15 protein-coding genes are annotated in these 21,193 nt (G+C 73.8%); 6 read left to right on the forward strand and 9 right to left on the reverse strand.

The features are described from left to right. Positions 1-10 precede the first annotated feature (10 nt). The 3 genes from ABT369_RS21440 (at position 11) to ABT369_RS21450 (ending at position 3,096) form a co-directional block, all read left to right on the forward strand. Positions 11-811, forward strand: a complete 801-nt coding sequence (locus tag ABT369_RS21440) for a S1 family peptidase (RefSeq protein WP_350614241.1) — start codon at positions 11-13, stop codon at positions 809-811. Between the two features lie 55 nt (positions 812-866). After that, positions 867-2,465, forward strand: coding sequence for a mucoidy inhibitor MuiA family protein (locus ABT369_RS21445; protein ID WP_350614242.1), 1,599 nt, complete (start codon positions 867-869; stop codon positions 2,463-2,465). A gap of 82 nt (positions 2,466-2,547) precedes the next feature. Next, entirely contained in the window at positions 2,548-3,096 is a 549-nt protein-coding gene (locus tag ABT369_RS21450; protein ID WP_350614244.1) for a snapalysin family zinc-dependent metalloprotease, read from the forward strand. Here the strand turns inward: ABT369_RS21450 and ABT369_RS21455 are convergent. From ABT369_RS21455 to ABT369_RS21475, 5 genes are read right to left on the reverse strand one after another with little or no spacing between them, the layout of a single operon-like run. Then, complete coding sequence (locus ABT369_RS21455; protein ID WP_350614245.1) at positions 3,084-5,423, reverse strand: glycosyl hydrolase family 95 catalytic domain-containing protein; 2,340 nt, start codon at positions 5,421-5,423, stop codon at positions 3,084-3,086. The genes ABT369_RS21450 and ABT369_RS21455 overlap by 13 nt on opposite strands. Continuing rightward, positions 5,420-7,300: a beta-galactosidase gene (locus ABT369_RS21460; RefSeq protein WP_350614246.1), complete on the reverse strand. Its 1,881-nt coding sequence runs from the start codon at positions 7,298-7,300 to the stop codon at positions 5,420-5,422. The genes ABT369_RS21455 and ABT369_RS21460 overlap by 4 nt, the downstream gene beginning before the upstream one ends. Positions 7,301-7,304: 4 nt before the next feature. Beyond that, on the reverse strand, positions 7,305-8,237 hold the full coding sequence (locus tag ABT369_RS21465; protein ID WP_350614247.1) for a carbohydrate ABC transporter permease: 933 nt from the start codon (positions 8,235-8,237) through the stop codon (positions 7,305-7,307). Further along, positions 8,227-9,213 carry an ABC transporter permease gene (locus ABT369_RS21470; RefSeq protein ID WP_350614249.1) on the reverse strand — a complete coding sequence of 329 codons (987 nt, stop codon included), beginning with the start codon at positions 9,211-9,213 and terminating at the stop codon, positions 8,227-8,229. The genes ABT369_RS21465 and ABT369_RS21470 overlap by 11 nt, the downstream gene beginning before the upstream one ends. A gap of 13 nt (positions 9,214-9,226) precedes the next feature. Beyond that, on the reverse strand, positions 9,227-10,903 hold the full coding sequence (locus ABT369_RS21475) for a type 2 periplasmic-binding domain-containing protein (protein WP_350614251.1): 1,677 nt from the start codon (positions 10,901-10,903) through the stop codon (positions 9,227-9,229). Positions 10,904-11,197: 294 nt separating this feature from the next. Here ABT369_RS21475 and ABT369_RS21480 point away from each other — a divergent pair, with 294 nt between their 5' ends. Next, complete coding sequence (locus ABT369_RS21480; protein WP_350614253.1) at positions 11,198-13,522, forward strand: beta-glucosidase family protein; 2,325 nt, start codon at positions 11,198-11,200, stop codon at positions 13,520-13,522. 7 nt (positions 13,523-13,529) lie between these two features. On the opposite strand, the gene ABT369_RS21485 is transcribed toward ABT369_RS21480, so the two are convergent. Further along, positions 13,530-14,474 carry a hypothetical protein gene (locus ABT369_RS21485; protein WP_350614254.1) on the reverse strand — a complete coding sequence of 315 codons (945 nt, stop codon included), beginning with the start codon at positions 14,472-14,474 and terminating at the stop codon, positions 13,530-13,532. Positions 14,475-14,547: 73 nt separating this feature from the next. On the opposite strand from ABT369_RS21485, the gene ABT369_RS21490 reads away from it, so the two are divergent. After that, the gene (locus tag ABT369_RS21490) at positions 14,548-16,329 is read left to right on the forward strand and encodes an Hsp70 family protein (RefSeq protein ID WP_350614256.1); all 1,782 of its coding nucleotides are present in this window, start codon (positions 14,548-14,550) and stop codon (positions 16,327-16,329) included. A 297-nt stretch (positions 16,330-16,626) separates the two neighbouring features. Here the strand turns inward: ABT369_RS21490 and ABT369_RS21495 are convergent, their stop codons facing one another. The 3 genes from ABT369_RS21495 to ABT369_RS21505 all read right to left on the reverse strand — a co-directional run bounded on the left by ABT369_RS21495 (position 16,627) and on the right by ABT369_RS21505 (position 20,488). Further along, a complete protein-coding gene (locus ABT369_RS21495) occupies positions 16,627-17,130 on the reverse strand; it encodes an NUDIX hydrolase (protein ID WP_350614257.1) in 504 nt (167 codons plus the stop codon). 397 nt (positions 17,131-17,527) lie between these two features. Further along, complete coding sequence (locus ABT369_RS21500) at positions 17,528-20,320, reverse strand: AfsR/SARP family transcriptional regulator (protein ID WP_350614259.1); 2,793 nt, start codon at positions 20,318-20,320, stop codon at positions 17,528-17,530. 3 nt (positions 20,321-20,323) lie between these two features. Beyond that, a complete protein-coding gene (locus tag ABT369_RS21505; protein WP_350614260.1) occupies positions 20,324-20,488 on the reverse strand; it encodes a hypothetical protein in 165 nt (54 codons plus the stop codon). A 66-nt stretch (positions 20,489-20,554) separates the two neighbouring features. Here ABT369_RS21505 and ABT369_RS21510 point away from each other — a divergent pair, with 66 nt between their 5' ends. Continuing rightward, a complete protein-coding gene (locus tag ABT369_RS21510; protein ID WP_350614261.1) occupies positions 20,555-21,079 on the forward strand; it encodes an AfsR/SARP family transcriptional regulator in 525 nt (174 codons plus the stop codon). Positions 21,080-21,193 lie beyond the last annotated feature (114 nt).

A 21,193-nucleotide genomic window follows, 5' to 3' on the forward strand; every position in this document is an offset into this window, starting at 1 on the left:
GGGGTTCGCCGTGCGCACTCTGGTTCTGCTGGCCGTGCTCGTGTTCGCCTCCGCCGCGGACGCCTCGCCCGGCGTGACGGCCTTCTCGCACACGCCCGGGACGGCGTGGTGGCACGACACCGCGGGCCGGTTGGTGGTGAGCGCCGACTCCACGGTGACGGCGGTCGACGCCCTGACCCGGGCGGTCTCGCGCTCGGGCGGCACCGTGGTGCGCGAGCCGGGCGTGCTGCGCCGGCACATCGCGGGCGGCGACCCCTTCTACGGCGCGACCGGCGGCCGCTGCACCGTCGGCTTCAACGCACGCTCGCTGCCGGACTACTACGTCCTGGCCTCGGCGCACTGCGTGGGCGCCGTGGGGTCGACGGTCTACACGAACGCGGCGCGCACGGTCGTCCTCGGCACCGTGGCGACCAAGAACACGATGTACGACTATGCGCTGGTGCGGTACACGAACACGACGCTGACGCACCCGAGCGCCGTGCACCTGCCCGGCGGCGCGCTCACGCCCATCGCGAGCTTCGCCCCCGGCTACGTGGGCCAGGCGGTGACCCGGGTCGGCGCCACGACGGGCCAGCGCACGGGCACGATCACCGCGCTGAACGCGACCGTGAACTACGCGGACGGCATCGTGTACGGCCTGATCCGCACCTCGGTCTGCAGCGAGCCGGGCGACAGCGGCGGACCGCTGTTCGCGGGCACGCAGGGCATCGGGATGGCCTCGGGCGGCAGCGGCAACTGCACGAGTGGCGGCGTCACGTACTTCGCGTCGGCCTCCCGGGCCGCGAGCGCCTACGGCGTCACCGCCTACTGACCCTTCCGCGAGGTTCGCCGGGCCCGGGTGGAGTGCATGCGTTACCGTGCGCTGCGTGCAGAACTCGATCGACGCCGCCATCGTCGCGGTGACCGTGTACCCCTCGCAGGCCCGCGTCACGCGCCGGGGCCGGACCACGCTCGAGGCCGGCGACCAGGTCGTCGAGGTCGGGCCGCTGCCGCTGCGCCTCGACGCCGACTCGATCCGGGTCAGCGGGCGCGGGCCCGCGACCGTGCTCGGCGTCGACCTCGTGCTGCGCCGCCGGGACAAGCCGTCCGACACGACCGTCGCCGCGGTGACCGAGGAGCGGCGCCGCCTGGCCGCGGAGTCCGACGAGATCGAGGACGCCGAGACGGTCCTGCGCCAGCGCCAGGCCTTCCTGATCGCCCTCGGCGAGCGGGCCACCGGCGCCTACGCCCGGGCCCTGGCCGGCGGGGACGCGGCGGCCGAGTCGGTGACCGCGTTCTCGGCGACCATGGGCGGCGAGCTGGCCTCGGTGCTGGCCGGCATCCGCGACCTGCAGCGCCGCCGCACCGAGGTGAGCGACCGGATCGCGGCGCTGGACCGGCAGCTGCGCGACCTGGACGGCAAGCGGGAGCCGGACGTGCACTACGCCTCGATCGCCCTCGCCGTCTCCGAGCCCGGCGCCGTCGAGCTCGACGTGTCCTACCAGGTGTCGGGGGCCGGGTGGCGCTCGACGTACGACGTGCGCCTCACCGGCGACACCCTCCAGCTGAGCTGGTTCGGGCTGGTCGAGCAGAGCACCGGCGAGGACTGGCCGGAGTGCGAGCTCGCCCTGTCGACCGCCCGTACCTCGGGCACGGCCACGATTCCCGACCCGTCGCCGTGGTACCTCGACCCGCTCCTGCCGCCGCCACCGCCCCCGGTCTACGCGTCGCGCTCCTACGGCGGGGCGCCCGGTGGCCCGCCGCCCGCCCCGATGGCCGCCATGCCCAAGGCCCAGCCGGCGATGCTGGAGGCGGCGCTGGACCTGGCCGCCCCGATGGAGCTGGGCCAGGCGCGGGCCGAGGAGGGCGCGACCGCGGCCACCTACCGCCCCGCGCGCCCCGTCGCCGTGCCCGCCGACGGCACCACCGCCCGCGCCGCGATCTCGGTGCTGGACCTGGCCGCGCGGCTCGACTACGTCACGGCGCCGGCGGGCTCCACCGACGTACACCTGCGGGCCGTGGCGACCAACTCGTCCGGCCACACGTTCCCGCCCGGCCCGGCGGCGATCTTCCACGAGGCCGACTTCGTCAGCCGGACCGCGCTGCAGACGTGGGCGCCCGGCGAGGAGCTCGAGCTGGCGCTTGGCCTCGACGACCGGGTGCGGGTCGAGCGCGAGCTCACGAAGCGGACCTCGACGAAGGCGACGCTGGGCTCGAGCCGCCGGCGCGAGGTCGAGTACCGCACCACGATCGCGAACTACACCGGCCGCGAGATCCGCCTGACCGTGCTCGATCAGCTGCCGGTGAGCCGCCACGACGGCATCACCGTGCGCGAGACCGCGGTCGAGCCGGCCCCGGCCGAACGCACCGAGCTGGGCGTGCTCACCTGGCGCGCGGTGCTGCCGGAGGGTCAGCAGTACGTCCTGAGGCTCGGCTACCGCGTCGAGACCGGCAAGGGCATCGAGCTGTCCGGCTGGCGCGAGTAATGGTATGAGCCCTTTGACATGTATCGATAGATGTCCATAAGTCTATAGCGTGGATCGGGTCCCGCTCACAAGGAGGTACCCGATGCTCAGACGCAGGCTCGCCGCCGCGCTGCTGGCCCTGGCCGCCCTCGCCGGCGTCCAGCTGGTGACCGGCGGCCCGGCGTTCGCCGCCACCCGCACCCTGTACTACGACTCCAGCACCGCCCAGGAGTTCGTCTCGGTCGTCGACCAGGCCGCGAGCCTGTGGAACACGAAGGTGACGAACGTGCGCCTGGTGAAGGCCGCGGCCGGGCAGACCCCGAACATCCGGGTCTACGCGGACAACGGCTGGCCGCGCACGTACACGACGTCATTGGGCAACGGCCGCTGGTACATGGGCCGCGAGGCGGTGAACGACGGCTACTACAAGCTGCGCATCGCCACGCACGAGTTCGGCCACATCCTGGGCCTGCCGGACAACCGCACGGGCCTGTGCGGCGACCTGATGTCGGGCAGCAGCGCGCCGGTGTCCTGCACCAACGCGAACCCGAGCACGGCCGAGGCCGCGCAGGTCCAGCGCAACTTCGCGGCGGGCCTCGCAGCGGGCATGGTCCCGGCGACCGGCGGCGCCGAGGTCGTCTACATCGGCTGATCGACCGGCCGGCGCCGCAGCCGGTACTCGGCGCCCTCGCGGGCCGGCCAGCACAGGCGGGTCCGCCCCGCGGGCGCGCCGCCGACCTCCACCGCCCCCGCCGGGGCGTCGGTGAACCCCTCCAGCTCGACGGTCAGCGGACCGTTGGCCCCGGCGACGATCGCGGCCTCGAGCAGTGCCCCGCCCGCCCAGGTCACCGACGCCGTGTGGCCGCCGCGGCAGCGGATGCCGCGCACCGAGCCCGACGGCCACGACGGCGGCAACGCGGGCAGCAGTGACACGGCGCCGTCGTGGCTCTGGACCAGCAGCTCGGTCAGGCCCGCGACCACGCCCAGGTTGCCGTCGACCTGGAAGATCCGGCCGCTCGGCCGGCCCGCGTCCGGGTGCAGGGTCAGCAGCGAGGCCGAGCAGAGCTCGTCCAGCAGCGCGGCGATCGTGGACTCGGCCAGGGGAGCGTCGCGCAGGCGGGCGGCCAGGCACAGGATCCAGGCGCGGCTCCAGCCGGTGTGGCCGGAGCCGGACGCGAGGCGGGCCCGCAGCGCCGTGCGGGCCGCGGCGAAGTCGGCCGGCGTGCCCGTCTCGGTGATGCGGGTGCCCGGGTAGAGGCCGTACAGGTGGGACAGGTGGCGATGGCCGGGCTCGCGCGGGGGGCGCTCGTCGTACCACTCCAGCAGCGCCCCGTCCGCGCCGGTGCCGACCGCGCGCAGGGTCGCGAGCGCCGTGGCCGCCTCGCGCGCCAGGGCCGCATCGGCCGGGACGGGCCAGCGGGCCGACAGCGCCGTGAACCGGGTCAGCACCTCCCGCGCGAGCTCCTGGTCGAGCGTGCAGCCCCAAGAGGTGGCGGCAGCTCCATCGGTACCGAATGCGAAATGGTGCTCCGGAGACGTCGACGGGCTGACGACCAGCGCGCCGCGGCCGTCGTCGACCAGCATGTCGAGCGTGAAGCGGACGGCGGCCCGCAGGATCGGCAGGGCCACCGCGCGGCCGAAGTCGCGCCCGGCGCCGAAGGCGAGGTGGTCCCAGGCGTGCGCGGACAGCCACGCCAGGGCCGACGGCCAGTTCGCCCACTGCGGGTCGCCCGGCACCGGCGCGGTGAACCGCCACAGGTCGGTGTTGTGGTGCGCGGCCGCGCCGCGGGCGCCGTAGTGCCGGGACGCGGTGCGCTCGCCCGCCACGGCCAGGTCGCGGGTCAGCGCCAGCAGCGGCTCGTGCAGCTCGGGCAGGCCGGTGGTCTCGGCCGCCCAGTAGTTCATCTGCGCGTTGATGTTCATCGTCCAGTTGCTGCTCCAGCCGGGGCGCACGTCGGCGTTCCAGATGCCCTGCAGGTTCGCGGGCTGGGTGCCGGGGCGGGAGCTCGCGACGAGCAGGTAGCGGCCGAGGTGGAACAGCCGCTCCGCGCGGGCGGCCCCGGGCGAGGCGGACAGGTCCAGGTCGGCGCGGGCGAACAGCCGCCGGTGATCCTCGGCGTGCCGGGCCCGCAACTGCTCGGGCGGCACGGCGAGCGCGCGGGCCAGGCGGGCCACGGCCGCGGCGGCGAGCGCGTCGAGGTCGGCGCCGGGCCGGCGGTCCGGGCCGCGGAACCCGGTCACCGCGGCGAGCAGCAGCCGGGCCCCGTCGCCGTGGCGGCGGACGGCGGCGGCGACCGCGAAGCCCATGCCGGCCGCGACCGAGCCGGCCGCGTCGGGCCGGTCGCCCGCGTACACCACCGGGTGCTCGTGGTCCGCGACGTAGCTGGGCACGACGTGGGCGGGGGCGCGGCCGGTCCACACGAGACAGTCGGGGTCGGCCACGCGGACCGCGCCGATGCCCGGGTGCGGGGTGTGCAGCCGCGGCGCGATCGCCCGGGGCCCGGCGCCGGGGCCGGTCGCGGTGAGCACGAGCACGCCGTCGGGGGCGGACGCGAACGCGGTGAGCCGGACCGGGCCGGAGGCGCTGACGTACTCGGTCACCGCCTCCGCCCCGGCGAGGTCGAGGCAGCGGCGGTACCCCGCGACCGCGCGATGGTCGCCGTAGCGCCACTCGAGCCGGCCCAGCGGCTGGTAGGACTCGGTCCAGCCGGTCCCCTGCAGCGCGCGGGCCAGCTCCTCGGCCCGCGCGTGGTCCCCGGCGGCGATGGCCCGCCGCAGCTCGGGCAGGACCCCGGACCTATCGGGTCCACTGTGGACGGCAAGCGGACCGCCCGACCAGAGCGTGTCGGCGTTCAGGTCGGCCGACTCGACGCCCGGGCGGCCGAAGAGCATCGCGCCCAGGCTGCCGTTGCCGATCGGGAACCCGTCCTCGAACTGCGCGGCCGGGGCGTCCAGGGCGATGGTGTACCGGTCGCTCATGCCCCGGCCCGAATCTGCACCCGGCCGGAGCCGTGGTCGAGCAGGAACACGAGGTTCCCGCGGCGCACGGCCTCGACCCCGGCCGGCAGGCCGTCCAGCACCGGGCGCACCCCGGCCTCGGCGCAGACCCGGGCGAGCAGCCGCGCGAGCGCGCCCGGCTCCGGGACGGTGGCGAGGTACCAGGCCCGGCCGTTGCGGAACACCAGGGGCCGCCCGTCGAGCGGGCCGCCCCGGGCGGACGCGATCACCTCCGCCGCGGTGGGTTCGGCCCACTCCGCCCAGGTGGACGCGGTGAAGTCGCCGACCGCGATGGGCGCGTCGAGGGGCCAGTGCTCCTCGACGCGCACGCCCACGACGTCCATGAGCAGGCCGGGCCACCCGCCGAGGTGGACCCGCTCGTCGGCGTCGGCGATGCCGCTGAACGGCCCGAGCACGAACGTCCCGCCGCCGTCCACATAGGACCGGATGGCATCGGCGACCGGCTCCGTCACCTGGTACAGGTTCGGCGCCAGCACGAGCTTGTAGCGGGACAGGTCCGCGTCCGGGCGGGCGAAGTCGCAGGTGATGTTGGCCCGCCACAGCGGGGCGTAGTACTCGGTGAGGCGGTCCACGTAGCGGAACCCGGCGTGCGGCTGGTGCGGCAGCTCGGCCGCGCGCCAGGACTCCCAGTCGAGCAGGATCGCCACCTCGGCCTCGACGTCCGAGCCGAGCAGACCCTCCGCGCCGGACAGCTCCCCCAGCGCGGCACCGAGGGCGCAGGCCTCGCGGAAGACCCGCGAGTCCGGCCCGGCGTGCGGCAGCAGCGCGCCGTGGGCCCGCTCGAGCCCCTGCCGGGAGGCGCGCCACTGGAAGTGCAGCACCCCGTCGGCGCCGCGGGCCACCGCCTGCAGCGACCACAGCCGGTTGAGGCCGGGCCGCTTGGGCGTTGCGATCTCCCGCCAGCTCGCGGCGCCCGGCGACTGCTCCATGAGCAGCCAGGGGCCGCCGCCGAGGGAGCGCATCACGTCCTTGGACATCGCGCCGCGCAGGGCGGCGTCGGGGTCGTTCGGGTCCGGGTAGGTGTCGAGGGAGACGAAGTCCTCCTCGGCGGCCCAGCGCCAGCCGTCGACGGGGCGGTAGAAGTCCATGAAGTTCGTCGTGACCGGCACGGCCGGGTTGCGGGACCGCACGGCGTCGCGCTCGGCGGTGTAGCACTCCAGCAGCAGGTCGGAGCCGAAGCGCTGATAGTCCAGGTCCTGCGTGGGATTGCCGATGTACTGCACGGTGAGCGGCGGCGTCACCTCGTCCCAGGACGAGTACCGCTGCGCCCACACGGCGGTGCCCCAGGCGGCGTTGAGCGCGTCGAGGCTGCCGTAGCGGGCCCGCAGCCAGCCGCGGAACCGCTCCGCGCAGTGGCCGCAGTGGCAGGTGGTGCCGTACTCGTTGCCGATGTGCCACAGCCGCAGGGCCGGATGCCCGGCGTAGCGGTCCGCGAGCGCCTCGGTGACGGCGAGCGCGGCCCGGCGGTACTCGGGCGCGCTCGGGCAGTAGTGGTTGCGGGAGCCGTAGTGCCGGCGCACCCCGTCCGGCCCCTGCGGCAGCGTGTCCGGGTGCCGGTGGCCCAGCCACGGCGGCGGCGACGCGGTCGGGGTCGCCAGCGCCACCCCGATCCCGCCGTCGTGCAGCAGCCCGAGCACGGTGTCGAGCCAGCCGAACTCGAGGCGGCCCGGCTCCGGCTCCAGGGCCGCCCACGCGAACACGCCGACGGTCGCCAGGTTCACCCCGGCCTCCCGCATCAGCCGCACGTCCTGCGGCCACACCTCCGGCGGCCACTGCTCGGGGTTGTAGTCCCCGCCGAACAGCAGCCGGCCGCGGGTCGCGTCGCCCAGCGCAGGCATCGGCTCAGCCCTTGATCGCGCCGACCAGCATGCCCTTGGTGAAGTGCCGCTGGACCAACGGGTAGACGAGCAGGATCGGGATGAGGGTCAGGGTGACCACCGCCATCTGCAGCGAGAGGGTCGCGATCTGCTGGTGCCCCGCGTACTGCCCGGTGCCGGTCGTCCCCGAGCCGGGCATGTTGGAGCCCTGCAGCGTGTACATGTACATAATCATCTGGAGCGGCCACTTGCCGTTGTCGGGCAGGTAGAGCAGCGCGTTGAAGAACGAGTTCCAGTAGCCCACGGCGTAGAAGAGGGTGATGACGGCCAGCACCGCGCGCGAGGTCGGCAGCACCACCGACCACAGGATGCGCCACTCCCCCGCGCCGTCCATCCGGGCGGCGTCGAGCAGCTCCGGGGCTGTGCTGCTGAAGAAGCCGCGCATCACGAGGATGTTGAACACCGAGACGGCCGCCGGCAGGATCATCGTCCAGTACTGCCCGTAGCCGCCCAGCGCCGTGACCACGAGGAACGTCGGGATCAGGCCGCCGCTGAAGAACATGGTGACGACCAGGAACAGCAGGATGAACCGGTGGCCGAACGAGCCGTGCCGGGACAGCCCGTAGGCGCACAGCACCGTCACCGCCATCGACAGGGCGGTGCCGATGACGGTGATCGCCAGGCTCACCAGCAGCGAGTGCGTGACGAGCTGGTTGGTGAAGATCTGGCGGTACGCCTCCAGGGTCAGCTCCCCGGGGACGGTCACCAGCCCGCCGGCCTCGTTGATCGCGGCCTGCGTCGAGAGGCTGGTGAGCACGATCGTCCACAGCGGCAGCAGGATGAGCACGCAGACGACCACGAGGGTCAGGCCCTTGACGCCCTGGCCGACCGGGCCGGTGCGCTCCTCCCAGGCGGGGCCGTGGTGCTTGCGACGGGTGCGTGTGATGTCAACGGTCATCTCTGCGGTACAACCCATCCTCGCCGAAGGCGTGCGCGAGCTTGTTCGCGGCGAGCACCAGCACGAGGGAGAGGATCCCCTTGAACAGGCCGGCGGCCGCGCCGTAGCTGAAGTTGTTGTTGACGACGCCGTAGTAGTAGGCGAACGTGTCGAGCACCTCGGAGGCGTCCCGGCCGACGGCCTGGCGCTGGATGAGCATCTGCTCGAAGCCGACGGTCAGCGCGTTGCCCAGCCGCAGCACGAGCATGAGCACGATGACGCTGCGCATGCCCGGCAGCGTGATGTGCCACATGCGCCGCCACTTGCCGGCCCCGTCGGCGGCCGCCGCCTCGTACAGGCTCTGGTCGATGGCGGCCAGCGCGGCGAGGAAGACGATGATGCCCCAGCCGGCCTCCTTCCACACGGCCTGGGCGGTGACGAGGTACTTGAAGGCGTCCGCGTTGGTCATGATGTCCCAGGTCTCCCAGCCGTGCCGGCGCAGGAGGGTGTTGAGCGCGCCGGCGCCGCCGAGCATCTCCTGGAACACGGTGACGACCAGCACCCAGGAGAAGAAGTGCGGCAGGTACACCACCGACTGCACGAACGAGCGGACCCGGGCGTTCACGACCTCGTTGAACAGCAGGGCGAGCGCGATCGGGACCGGGAAGTACAGCACCAGCTGCACGGCGCTGATGACCAGGGTGTTCTCGAGCGCGTGCCAGAAGATCGAGTCGGTGAGGAGGCGCTCGAAGTTGGCGGTGCCGACCCACTCGCTGTACCAGAACCCGCTGTAGATGTCGTAGTCCTGGAACGCGGTGACCAGGCCGACCATCGGCGCGTAGGCGAACACGGCGAGCAGCACGACCGCCGGGACCGTCATGAGCAGCAGCGAGCGGTCACGGCGCAGGCGGATGCGCCAGAGCCGGGGTCGGGGCGCGGCGGCGCCGCCGGCCTGGTCGGCCGGCGGCGCCGTCTTCGCGGGAGTCGTCGCGGTCACCGGACGTCCGTGCTCACTTGCCGGTGCCGTACTTCTCGCGGATGCCGTCGTAGAACTTGCGCAGGTCGTCGCCGCCCTGCTTGCGCCAGTTGTCGACGGCGTCGGTCCACGCCGAGATCGGCTTGCGGCCGAGCTTCACGTCGACGATCGTGTCGATCATCGGCTGGCCGAGCGACGCGAACCGGGTCGGCTCGGAGACGTTCATGCCGTAGAACAGCGGCTTGTAGACGTGCTTGACCATCTCCGCCTGCCAGGCCGCGTAGTCCTTGACGACCTGGGTGGCGCCGGACTGCACGGTGACGGCCGAGGCCGGGCAGGCCAGGAACTGGTAGGTCGTCGCGATCTCCTTGCTGCCCTGCTCGGTCAGCAGCGGGTTGTTGTCCTTCATGTTGAAATCGGTGCCGGGGGCGCCGAAGTTCACCGTGAGCCACTCGGCCGAGCCGTAGGGCGCGGCCAGATAGTTGGCGACGTTGAGCAGCTCCTTGATCTGGGTGTCGCTGAGCTTCTTGTTCAGGTAGCTGAACATCCCGGCGCCGTTGCCCAGCTCGATCTTCGGGTCGGTGCCCTTGGCGCTGAACAGCTTGAACGCCTGCCGGTTGTAGTTCGGGTCGGCCGCGGAGCCGGACTTCTGGTCGTCGCCGGCCCAGGCTCCGGTGCCGTCCGCGCAGATCGCGACCTTGCCCGACCAGAAGCGCTGCTTGGCGTTCTGGCTGTTGTTGGCGACCGCGTCCGGGTGCATGTAGCCGGCCTTGACCATCTTGGCGTGCCAGTTCAGCGCCTCGACGATGCCCTCGGACTCGTACCGGTGCTGCAGCTTGCCCGCGGAGTCCAGCTTCCACGGGTAGCTGCCGCTGCCGAACTCGAAGAGCTGGTTGATGTAGGCCGCGTCGTTGCCGAAGAGGTCGTCGAACGCCCACACGCCGGCCTGGGCGTTGGTGAGCTGCTTACCGAGGGCCTCGAGGTCGGCCAGGCTCTTGACGTCGGGCGAGGCGCCGGCCTTGTCGAAGAGGTCCTTGCGGTAGAAGTAGCAGCCGGCGACGACCGCGTTGGAGGAGTAGATCGGCAGGCCGTAGAGCTTGCCGTTCCAGACCCCGGAGATCCAGGCGTTGGGCGACAGCGCGGCGAGGTTCGGGTACTGCTTGATCTTGTCCCCGGCAAGGTAGGGCGTCAGGTCGGCGAACTTGGCCCCGACCGCGTCGCCGAAGCTCAGCTTGGGGGTGTTCCAGCTCGGGATGTTGATCCAGTCCGGCAGCTTGTCCGAGGCGAACAGCGGCGGCAGCAGGTCGCCGTAGGTGTTGCCGTCGGCGGGCTGCATCTTGAGCGTGGCGCCGAGGGCCTTGTTGACGGTGTCGTAGTACACGTTGCCGCTCGAGGGCGGGATGGAGCCCCACAGCGGGGTCATCGCCGTGTACGACCCGCCCGAGCCGACGGCCCCGGTGACCGACTTCGGCGGGCTGGCCGGGTAGCTCAGGAAGGCCGGGTCGGTCGTGGCGCCGTTGGCCCCGTTGACGACCGGGATGTCGGGCTTGACCGAGCTGCCGGGCACGTAGGAGGGCAGCGCCTTGCTCAGGTCGTCCTGGCTGGTGGTGCCCTCCTTCTTGTCCTTCGGGCTGCCGCAGGCATCCAGTAACGGGGTCGCGGCGATGATGGCGACGGAGGCGAGCAGGCCGCGCCGGCTCAGGCTTGCCATGGGTGGACCACCCTTCGGGGATGGGAGAGTGCACGGGGACGGTGGGCGCTCCGAAGTTTCGAAAGGGGTGTCGAAGCGCTTCGAGGCACAGACCCTAGGACATCGATGGATGCCCGACAAGGACATCGAGGACGCTCATCGCCGACCTGGTGCAATACGGCATCCACCGCGTGAAAGGTTCACGCCGCCTTGACAGGAATCGGGCGTTTCCCCATCATCGAAGCGCTTCGAACCAACCGATGGCGGCCGCGGACGTCTCCGCCGACAAGGCCTGTGTAATTGAGGGGGGATCGCGTGCTCGAGAAGCTCACCGTGGCCGAGAAGATCGCGATGCTGCACCAGTCACAGCCGGCCGTGCCCCGGCTCGGGCTGGCCGCGTTCCACACCGGCTGCGAGGCGCTGCACGGCGCGGCCTGGCTGGGCCGGGCGACCGTCTTCCCGCAGGCCGTCGGGCTCGGCGCGACCTGGGACCGGGCGCTGCTGACCGCCGTGGGCGAGGCGGCCGCGACCGAGGTCCGGGCCTACCGCCACGACCCGCCCGAGGGCACCGAGCCGGCCTCGCTCAACGTCTGGTCGCCGGTGGTCAACCCGCTGCGCGACCCGCGCTGGGGCCGCAACGAGGAGGGCTACAGCGAGGACCCGCTCGCGACGGCCGAGCTGGCGATCGCCTACTGCACCGGCCTGCGCGGCCGCCACCCCGACGTGTGGCGCACGGCGCCCGTGCTCAAGCACTTCCTCGCCTACAACGTCGAGACCGGGCGCGACGTCGTGGACGTGATCGTGCCGGAGCGGGTGTTGTACGAGTACGAGCTCCCGGTCTTCCTGGAACCGCTGCGAGCCGGGGTGGTGGCCGGGGTCATGCCCGCCTACAACCTCGTCAACGGCGTGCCGAACCACGTGCACCCGCTGCTGGGCCGGGCATTGCGCGCGGCCAGGCCCGACGTGGTCATCTGCTCCGACGCCCAGGCGCCCTCGAACCTCGTGACGAGCGAGCGGTACTTCGCCACGCACGCGGAGTCGCACGCGGCCGCCCTGCGCGCGGGCGTGGACAGCTACACCGACAACGGCCCGGACCCGGCCCCGACGATCGAGCGCTTCACCGAGGCGCTGGCCCTGGGGCTCATCACCGAGGCCGACATCGACGCGGCCGTGGGCCGGGTCCTGGCCCTACGGGCGAGCACCGGGGAGTTCGACCCGGCGCGGGACCCGTACTCGGGCATCCGCCGCGACGTGATCGCATGCGACGCGCACAACCGGCTCGCGGCCCGGGCCGCGCGCTCGGCGATGGTGCTGCTGCGCAACGAGGGCGGGGCGCTGCCGCTGCGCGATGCGCGCGTCGCCGTGATCGGGCCGCTCGGCGGGCGCGTGCTGCGGGACTGGTACAGCGGCACCCTGCCCTACGCCGTGACCATCGAGGGCGCCCTGCGCGACCGGCTCGGCGCGGACCGGGTCATCGCGGCCGAGGGCGTGGACCTGGTCCGGCTCGTCGCCGCCGACGGCCGGCACGTGCACGCCGCCCCGGACGGGTCACTGTCGCTGGCCGAGGGGCCCGGGGCCGTCTTCGCGCACCAGGACTGGGGCACCAGCGTGCAGTGCCCGTCGCCGGTGCACACCCTGCGCTGCCTGGATCACGGCTACCTGACGGCCGGCGACGACGGGGTGCTGTCGGTGACCGCCGGGACGCCGGACGGCTGGGTGGTGCGCGAGCTGTGGGAACTGGGTTCCTCGCTGCGCAACAACGCTTCCGGCCGGTACGTCTCGGCGTCCCTGATCGCCGACGCCGACGCGCCGGGCTTCGAGCTGCGGCTGGAGCGGGTCGCGGACGGGCTGGCCGAGGCGGTCGCCGCGGCCCGCGCCGCCGACCGGGCGATCGTGGTGCTCGGCAACGACCCGCACATCAACGGCCGCGAGACCGTCGACCGCGACGGGCTGGCCCTGCCCGCGGACCAGGAGGCGCTGCTGCGCGCGGTGGTGGCCGCGAACCCGGACACCGTGCTGGTGCTCGTGTCGAGCTACCCGTACGCGATCGATTGGGCCGCGGCGAACGTGCCCGCGATCCTGTGGACCGCGCACGGCGGGCAGGAGCAGGGCAACGCGGTCGCCGACACCCTGCTCGGCGCGAACAACCCGGGCGGCCGCCTGCCGCAGACCTGGTACGGCGCGGGCACCGAACTCCCGGCGCCGCTGGACTACGACGTCATCGGGTCGGGGTGGACGTACCAGTACCACCGCGGCACGCCCCTGTTCCCGTTCGGCCACGGCCTGTCGTACACGAGCTTCGGCTACGGCCCGCTGACGGTCTTGCGTGAGGACGACGCGTGGGTGGCCGCCGTGACGGTCACCAACACCGGCGACCTCCCCGGCGACGAGGTCGTGCAGGTGTACGCCACCCCGCACGACTGGCCGGTGCAGGCCCCCGCCCGCCGCCTGGTGGCCTTCGAGCGCATCTCCCTGGACCCGGGCGAGACGAGCGAGATGCGCCTGCCGATCCCGGCTTGGGTGTTGTCGTACTGGCACGAGGGCCGCCTCAACGGCCCGACCGGCGCCGTCACCTTCACCGTGTCCATGTCCATGTCCATGTCCATGTCCACGTCCACCTCCACCACGACCGTGCGATAAAGGTTGGTCAGTCCAGACCCAGCAGACGCTCCACGTCCTCGTCCTCCACGCCCTCGACGTCGACGACGTCGGCCAGCGACAGCGCCAGGTGCGCGAACGCCGGGGCCAACCCGGCCAGCTCCGCCAGCGGGTCGTCGTCGAACTCGTCCGCCTCGATCCGCAGCCCCGGCAGGACCAGCTCCTCCAGCTGCGGCAGGATCGCCGCCCCCGCGAGCGTGCGCAGGATGCCGAGGTCCCCGGCGTCGAACTCGCAGAGCCCCAGGTCGAGCGAGCGCAGGCCCGGCAGGCCGGCCGGGTCGAGCTCCTCGAGCTGCTCGACCGGGCACGCCGTGCCGAACACATCGGAGCGGATCTCCAGCTCCAGCGACTCCAGTGCGGGCGCCCAGGCCGGGAACACGCTGCCGTCGGCGAACAGCGCCCCGCGCAGCCGCAGGTGCCGCAGGGAGCCGCCGCCGACACCGTCGAACAGCAGGCCGCCCTCGGCGGTCAGGTCCAGCAGCGCCGGCAACGCCGCCCACATCCCGGCACTCCCCTCGTCGGCGAATCCCTCGTGCAGCCGCTCCAGCGGGTCGATCCGGCCGCCGGTCGAGGTGCGGCTGTGCTCGTAGAGGTGCGTGAAGTCGTGGCCGAAGTAGAGGCTGGTGAGCTGCTCGCGGCGGTGCGCGGCCAGCGCCCGCGCGGCGCGGTGCGCGCTGTGGTGGAAGTCGGTGAGGTGCAGCTCCAGCCGGCGCAGCCCGGCCGAGACCGGATCGCTCAGCAGCGCGCCGATCAGCGCGGCCTCCCACCGTTCCGGATCGCCCGAGTCGCCCGAACCGGCACCGAGCGCGGCGACGAGGTCGCCACGGGCGGCGGCGGTGTCCGGCGCCGGCCGGAACACGGCCTCGTCGAGCCGGTCGCCGGACCACGTGAGCCGCCAGGAACCATCGGCCCGCAGACCGTCCAGATCGATCATCGCGGCAGCATAGCCGTGGGTGCGATCGGCGAGCGAGCCGTGCAACGTCGGAACCGTCCCGTAGATTGACCCGGTGCCTCCCACAGGTCAGCGTCTCGGCATCGACTTCGGCACGTCGTCGACGGTGGCGGTGCTGTCCTGGCCGGACGGGCGGATCAAGCCGCTGCTCTTCGACGGCACGCCGCTGCTGCCGTCGGCGGTCCACGCCGGATCGGCGGCGGGGCACCCGGTGCGGCTGCTCGTCGGCGGCGACGCGGTGCACGCCGCCGCCGCGGAGCCCGAGCGCTACGAGCCGCACCCGAAGCGGCGCATCGACGAGGAGACCCTGCTGCTCGGCGACACCGAGGTGCCGCTGATCGACTGCGTCGCCGCGATCCTGGATCGGGTCGCGGCGGAGGCGCGTCGAGTGGTGGGGGGCGAGCCGGCCGGCACCGTGGTGACGTGCCCCGCCGGCTGGGGACCGCACCGGCGGCGCACCCTGGCCGCCGCGGCACACGCGGCCGGACTGCCGGACGTGCGGATGGTCCCGGAACCGGTCGCCGCCGCCGCGTACTTCGTCGACGTCGTCGAGGGCGCGGTGCCGGACGGCGCACCGATCGTCGTCTACGACTTCGGCGCCGGCACCTTCGACGCCAGCGTGGTCCGGCGCCGGGCCGACGGCTTCGACGTCCTCGCCACCAAGGGCCTGGACGACACGGGCGGGCTGGACATCGACGCGGCGATCGTGGCGCACTTCGGCACGGTGTACGCCGCAAGCCGCCCCGAGCTGTGGCAGCGGCTCACCGCGCCGCGGACCGCGGCGGACCGGCGCGCCGCCCGCCAGCTGTGGGACCACGTCCGGGGCGCGAAGGAGCGCCTGTCGCGGCTGAGCACGACGGTCGTGCACCTGCCGCTGCTGGAGCTCGACGCTCCGCTGGGCCGCGAACAGCTGGACCGGCTGGCGCGCAGCGTCGTCGACCGCACCCTCGACGCCACCCGGGCGGCCCTGCGCGACGCGGGTGTCGGGCCGGCCGAGCTGGCGGCCGTGTTCCTGGTCGGCGGGTCGAGCCGGCTCCCGCTCGCCGCGACCGCGCTGCACCGCGGGCTCGGCGTGGCGCCCACCGTCAACGAACAGCCGGAACTCGTCGTCGCCGAAGGCAGCCTGTGCGTGCCGCGCGACGAGACAACCGACGAGGCCGCGGCGCCGGTTCCCCCGCCCCCGTCGCCTCGCACCGCCACTCCAGAGCCCGCCGCGCCCGGAGCCGGACCGGCGACGGCCCCGACCGCTTCGCCGCGTGCGCGGGCCCGCACCGCGCTCCTGGCGCTGGCACTGCTGGCGGTCGGCGGCGGCCTCTGGGCTTGGCTCGATCCTTCGTGGCGTTCGCCCGGGGCGTCACCCGGCCCGAGCGGATCCGCCGCGGTCGCGTCCGGCCCGGCATCCAGCGGCAACCCGCCGGCCGCGGCGGCCGGTTCACCGTCGGCGTCCGTCACCCCGCCGTGCGCCGACAGCGACCTCAACCTGATGGCCGCCCCGCAGCAGCAATCCGTGGCCCGCGGTGCCCCCCTGACCCTCCTGCACATGGTCGCGAACCTGTCGACCCGCGACTGCATCCGGGATCTCGGCGACGCCTACCGGGAGGTCTACCTCCAGGCCGGCGCCGTCAAGGTGTACTCGTCGGTCGCCTGCGCCCCGCAGAACGGCGGCGAACCGACCGTGCTGAAGCGGTCGGAGCAGGTGGAGCACCATATCGTCTGGGACGGCAAGGCGACCTCGGCCGGCTGCGACGATCGGAAACCACCGCCGGCCGGGACGTATCAGCTGTTCGCGCGGCTCGGCACGAAGCTGTCCACGCCCGTCACCGTCCAGATCACCTGACGCAGCCCATCGCGACGAGCGACGACGCCCGCGTTGGCCGCCACAGCGTCTGCCGGGTCCGGTCATGCGGCCCCAGCGCAGCGACAGCGATCATCGAACTCGTGTGACCGCCACCGGCCAGGGCTGTGATCCCGACACATCCGCTCATCCGCAGGATGCTCGGCAGGTGGCGGCAGCGGTCATGCGTCGCACGGCTGCCCAGGCGTGCGGCGGCCTGGTGGAGTCAGCCGAGGATCCGCTCGCAGCACACATTCGCCTCGGCCGTACAGATCCGCTCTGACGGGGCGGCGTCCGCCGTCAAAGACCGAGTGTGACCGGGACGGCGGGTATCCCGGACGTGAGCAAGCCGGTCAGCGGCGTGGCGAGGTCACGGGGCGAGAACAAGTCAGGTCCGGTGTAGCTGGTGATTTCCGAGAGCTGCCACCAACGAAATGCGGCGAGGTGTTCAGCAGCGAGTTGGTCGGCGGTGAACTCGCCCCGAGGCTCGAAGTGATCGGTGCGGATCAGAAAGTAGTCGTTGACGATGCCGTCGAAGCCGGGCGCATGATCTGCGGCAACGACTACTTGATGCCAGACGTGCGGCGGATCGACGGCGGCGACCAAGCCGGTTTCCTCGCGCAGCTCACGGCGCAGCGCGGACAGCCCGTCCTCACCTGGTTCCACCCCGCCACCTGGAGCAGCCCAGACGGCCGGTGCCCCGTTCGGGACCGCCGGGTGAGACAGGACGAATCGGCATAGCAGGACCCGGTCATCCGCATCGAGGATGATCGCGCGGGCAGAGTGCCGGAGGTTCAACGACATGACGGACTCCTGCTTCGCTACCGGGGCCAAACCTACACAACGTCACGACTTGGGGATCACCCAGCTTGCTGCTTTGCCGATGATCACGCACCCGATTTTCGGTCCCAGATCGAGCGCCGTCCGAGTATTTTGGCCGACTCCGGAAGTGCTGTTCATCGACGGTCTCGGCCGTCGCCACGCCGGAGAAGGCGATCGTTCGGGTGCCGATCCCGGGGGTGGCCGTCGTCGGCGAAGCCGACGTGGACGTCTGTCACGCAGGCCACGTCGACCCGGCTCCCTCGCGCGCGTGCGAGCCGGTGCTCTGGCGGCGCGCAGCGCTCGCCAGTGGCTGCGCAGCAGCCATGGGGGGTGCGGGGTGGGAACCCCCGGCCGCGCCGAAGGCGCAGCAAACACCGCTTCACGGGCGGCGGGGCGTCGCCTCGGCCAGGGCCGCGAGCTGGTTGCGCACCGACTCGGCCTCGCGCGCGCCCAGGCCGGTGAAGATGCTCAGCGCCTCCCGGTAGTCCTGGCGCGCCCGCTCGCGGTCGCCGGCCGCGCGATGCGTGTCCGCGCGGTGGGTCAGCACCAGCGCCACGTAGAAGCGCTCGCCCGTGTCGGCCAGGCGGTCCAGGGCGCGGCCGAAGCACTCGATCGCGTGGGCGTGCTCGCCCAGGTGGTGGTGGGCCACGCCCAGGGTGTCGTAGACGCCGGCCAGCTCGCCCGGCTCGCCCGCCTCGGTGAAGAGGTCCAGGGCACGGCCGCACGTGGTGATCGCCTCGGCGTAGCGGCCGGTCATGGTCTGCAGGGACGCCACGCCGCCCAGGGATCTGGCCTCGCCGACGACGTTGCCCGCGGCGCGGTACAGCTCGCAGGCCCGCGAGGTGTGGGTCATCGCCTCCTCGTAGCGGCCCGCGCCCTCCAGCAGCTCGCCGAGCGTCCCGGTCGCGTGGGCCAGGCCGTTGGCGTCGCCGAGGTCGCGGTAGAGCTCGACCGCATCGCGCAGGTGGGCCGTGGCCTCGTCGTGCCGGTGCAGGCGGCCGAGCGTGCGGCCCTGGCTGCGCAGGATGCGCGCCTCGACGGCGCGGTCACCGGTGCGCCGCACGGCGTCGAGGCCGGTCGCGAGCACGGCGAGCTTCTCCGGCCAGCGGCCGGTGCGCTCCAGGTACACCACGCAGCTGCAGGCGAGCTGCCACGCGCGCGAGGGGTGGTCGGCGCCGGCCCGCTCGACGGCGGCGAGCAGCACCGCGCGCTCGGCGTCGAACCAGGCCAGGGCCCGCGCCCGGTCCTCGACGGGGTCGGGCGTGACCGCGGGGGCGGGCGGGTCGATCGGGGTCGGGGTCTGGTTCGCGTCCAGCAGGAGGGTCGCCGGGTACGCGGTGTGCACGAGGTGATCGAGCAGCCGGGCCAGGGCCGCGTCCCGGTCGGCCGGGGCATCCGTCTCCTCGGCGAGCTCGAGGGCGTAGGCGCGGATCAGGTCGTGGGCGCCGTAGCGGCCCGGGCCGGCCTCGGTGAGCAGGCTCGCGGCGCACAGGCGGCGCAGGGCGGTGCCGGCCTCGCCGGGCTCGACGCCGGCCAGGCTGGCCGCGGCGTTGGCCGTGACCTCCGGGCCGGGGTGGACCGACAGCAGGCGGAACAGGCGGGCGGTCTCGTCGTCCAGCACGCGGTACGACCAGGAGAAGACGGTCCTCGGGTCGGTCGCGGCGTCGACGCCCGCGAAGCCGTCCAGGGTGCGGCGGGCCCGGGTGAGCTCGCCGGCGACCGCGGCCAGGGACGGCGTCGAGGTCACGGCGGCGCGGGCGGCCACGACGCTCAGGGCGAGCGGCAGGCCGCCGCAGCGGGCGATGACGTCGGCGACGGCGGCCGGGTCCGCGGCCACCCGCCAGTGCCCGAGGCGGCGCTCCAGCAGGTCGGCCGCCTCGATCGTGTCGAACAGGCCGAGCATGAGCGGCCGGGCCCCGGCGGCGGCCAGGCCGGCGAGGGGGTCGCGGCTGGTCACGACGGCCAGGCAGAACGCGCCGCCGGGCAGCAGGGGCCGGACCTGGGCCGCGTCGCAGGCGTTGTCGAGCACGACGAGCACCCGGCGGGCCGCGACCAGGCTGCGGTAGAGGCTCTCCCGCTCGGCCGGGTCGGACGGGATGTCGCGGGGCCGGACGCCGAGCGCGGTCAGCAGCAGGCTCAGCGCGGCGGCGGGCTCGACGGGGGCGCGGACCGGGTCGAAGCCGTGCAGGTTGACGTACAGCTGCCCGTCCGGAAATCGCTCGGCGACCGCGTGCGCCCAGTGCACGGCGAGCGTGGTCTTGCCGATGCCGCCCGGCCCGCTGATGGTGGCGACGGGCACGTCCCGGTCGGGGTCGCCGGTCGGCAGCAGCTCGTCGAGGCGGGCCAGCCACTCGGTGCGGCCGGTGAACCCGGCGACCCGGGCGGGCAGCTGCCGGGGCACGACCGCGCCGGGCCCCGGCGGGACGGGGACGGCCGCGGCCGGGGGCGGATCGTTGCGCAGCACCGCGAGGTGCAGGTCGCGCAGCTGCGGGCCGGGGTCGAGGCCGAGCTCGTCGGCGAGCACCTGGCGCACGGACTCGAACACCTCGGCCGCCTCGGCCCCGCGGCCGACCCCGACCAGGGCCCGCATCAGCTGGCCGCGGAACGTCTCGCGCAGGGGGTACTGCCCGGTCAGCGCCCGCAGCTCGGCGATCACGCCCTCGTGCCGGCCGCGGCCGAGCTCGACCTCGAAGCGCTGCTCGAGCGCCTGCAGCCGCAGCTCCTCCAGCCCGGTGGCGTCGGCGGCAAGGGCCGGCACCGACTCGAGCCCGGTCAGTGCGGGGCCGCGCCACAGGGCCAGGGCCGCCTCGAGGGCCTGCCGGGCGCGGTCGGGCTCGGCCGTGGCGGTGCGGGCGATCGCGAGCAGCGACCGGAACCGGGCGGCGTCGAGCTCGTCCGGTTCCAGCCGCAGCACGTAGCCCTCCGGGCGGCGGCCGATGCGGTCGCCGCCCAGCGCCTTGCGCAGGTGGTGCACGTACACCCTGACGTTGGCATCCGCCCGGGCGGGCGGCGTGGTCCCCCAGAGGGACTCGACGAGGACCTCGGCCGAGACCGGGCGCCCCGCGTGGCAGGCGAGCACCGCGAGCAGGATCCGCGGCTTACCGCCGGGCAGCTCGACGGGTGTGCCGTCGTCGTCGATGACCTCCAGCGGCCCGAGCAGGCCGATCCGCACCGGTCAGGGCGTCGGGGTCGCAGTGGGTGACGGCGGCGCCACCGGGCACTTGTCCTGCCATTCACCGGCGTTGGTGTAGCAGCCCTGCTTGTTGATCGCGTGCGCCGCCGTGGCTCCGCCGAGCACGACGACCCCGGCGGTCAGTAACGCCAGCACCAGCCTTCGCATGTAGCCCCCCAACAGGTCATCGACGCGATCTGGGGCGACGAGCCGCCGGACACGGCCCCGGACCTGGTGCGGACGTACGTGTCGGCGCTGCGCCGCTCGATCGGGCACCCGGCCGCCGCGTGCATCGTCGCCCGCCCGACCGGCTACCTGGTGCGGGTGGAGCGCGGCGCGCTGGACCTGCACCAGTTCGAGCGGCTGACCGAGCAGGCGCGGCTGGCCGCGGCCGGCGGCGACCACGAGCGCGCGACGCGGCTGCTCGGCGACGCGCTGGCGCGCTGGCGCGGCCCGGCGCTGGCCGGGCTGGACTCGCCGCTGTTGCGCGCGGCGGCGGCCCGGCTCGAGCGGCTGCGGCTGCTGGCGACCGAGCGGCGCTTCGAGTCCGCGAGCCATCTCGGCGACCCGGCCTGGATGGTGCCGGAGCTGACCGCGTTCGCCGCCGAGCATCCGCGGCGCGAGGGGCCGCGAGCGCTGCTCATGCAGGTCCTGGTCCGCCTGGGCCGCCCGGCCGACGCGCTGCGCGTCTCTCAGCAGGGGCACGCGCTGGGCGAGCCGGGTCCCCGCATGCGCGCGATGCACCAGCGAATCAGCTGATGCCCGCCTGCGCGTCGGCGGCCGGGTTCACCGTGTATGAGGCCATGACGTGCGCATACCCCGCCGGGCGCCCGGCAAGCCTGTATCTTTCACCGCCCCCGGGCCGCCGAGCGC

It is taken from the genome of Dactylosporangium sp. NPDC000244 (assembly GCF_040300725.1).
In the GTDB taxonomy this organism is placed as follows: domain Bacteria; phylum Actinomycetota; class Actinomycetes; order Mycobacteriales; family Micromonosporaceae; genus Dactylosporangium.

Coding starts and splice junctions, on each gene's coding strand:
- ABT369_RS21450 (WP_350614244.1), top strand. CDS start 2,548: ATGCTCAGACGCAGGCTCGCCGCCGCGCTGCTGGCCCTGGCCGCCCTC.
- ABT369_RS21455 (WP_350614245.1), bottom strand. CDS start 5,423: ATGAGCGACCGGTACACCATCGCCCTGGACGCCCCGGCCGCGCAGTTC.
- ABT369_RS21460 (WP_350614246.1), bottom strand. CDS start 7,300: ATGCCTGCGCTGGGCGACGCGACCCGCGGCCGGCTGCTGTTCGGCGGG.
- ABT369_RS21465 (WP_350614247.1), bottom strand. CDS start 8,237: ATGACCGTTGACATCACACGCACCCGTCGCAAGCACCACGGCCCCGCC.
- ABT369_RS21475 (WP_350614251.1), bottom strand. CDS start 10,903: ATGGCAAGCCTGAGCCGGCGCGGCCTGCTCGCCTCCGTCGCCATCATC.
- ABT369_RS21485 (WP_350614254.1), bottom strand. CDS start 14,474: ATGATCGATCTGGACGGTCTGCGGGCCGATGGTTCCTGGCGGCTCACG.
- ABT369_RS21495 (WP_350614257.1), bottom strand. CDS start 17,130: ATGTCGTTGAACCTCCGGCACTCTGCCCGCGCGATCATCCTCGATGCG.
- ABT369_RS21505 (WP_350614260.1), bottom strand. CDS start 20,488: ATGCGAAGGCTGGTGCTGGCGTTACTGACCGCCGGGGTCGTCGTGCTC.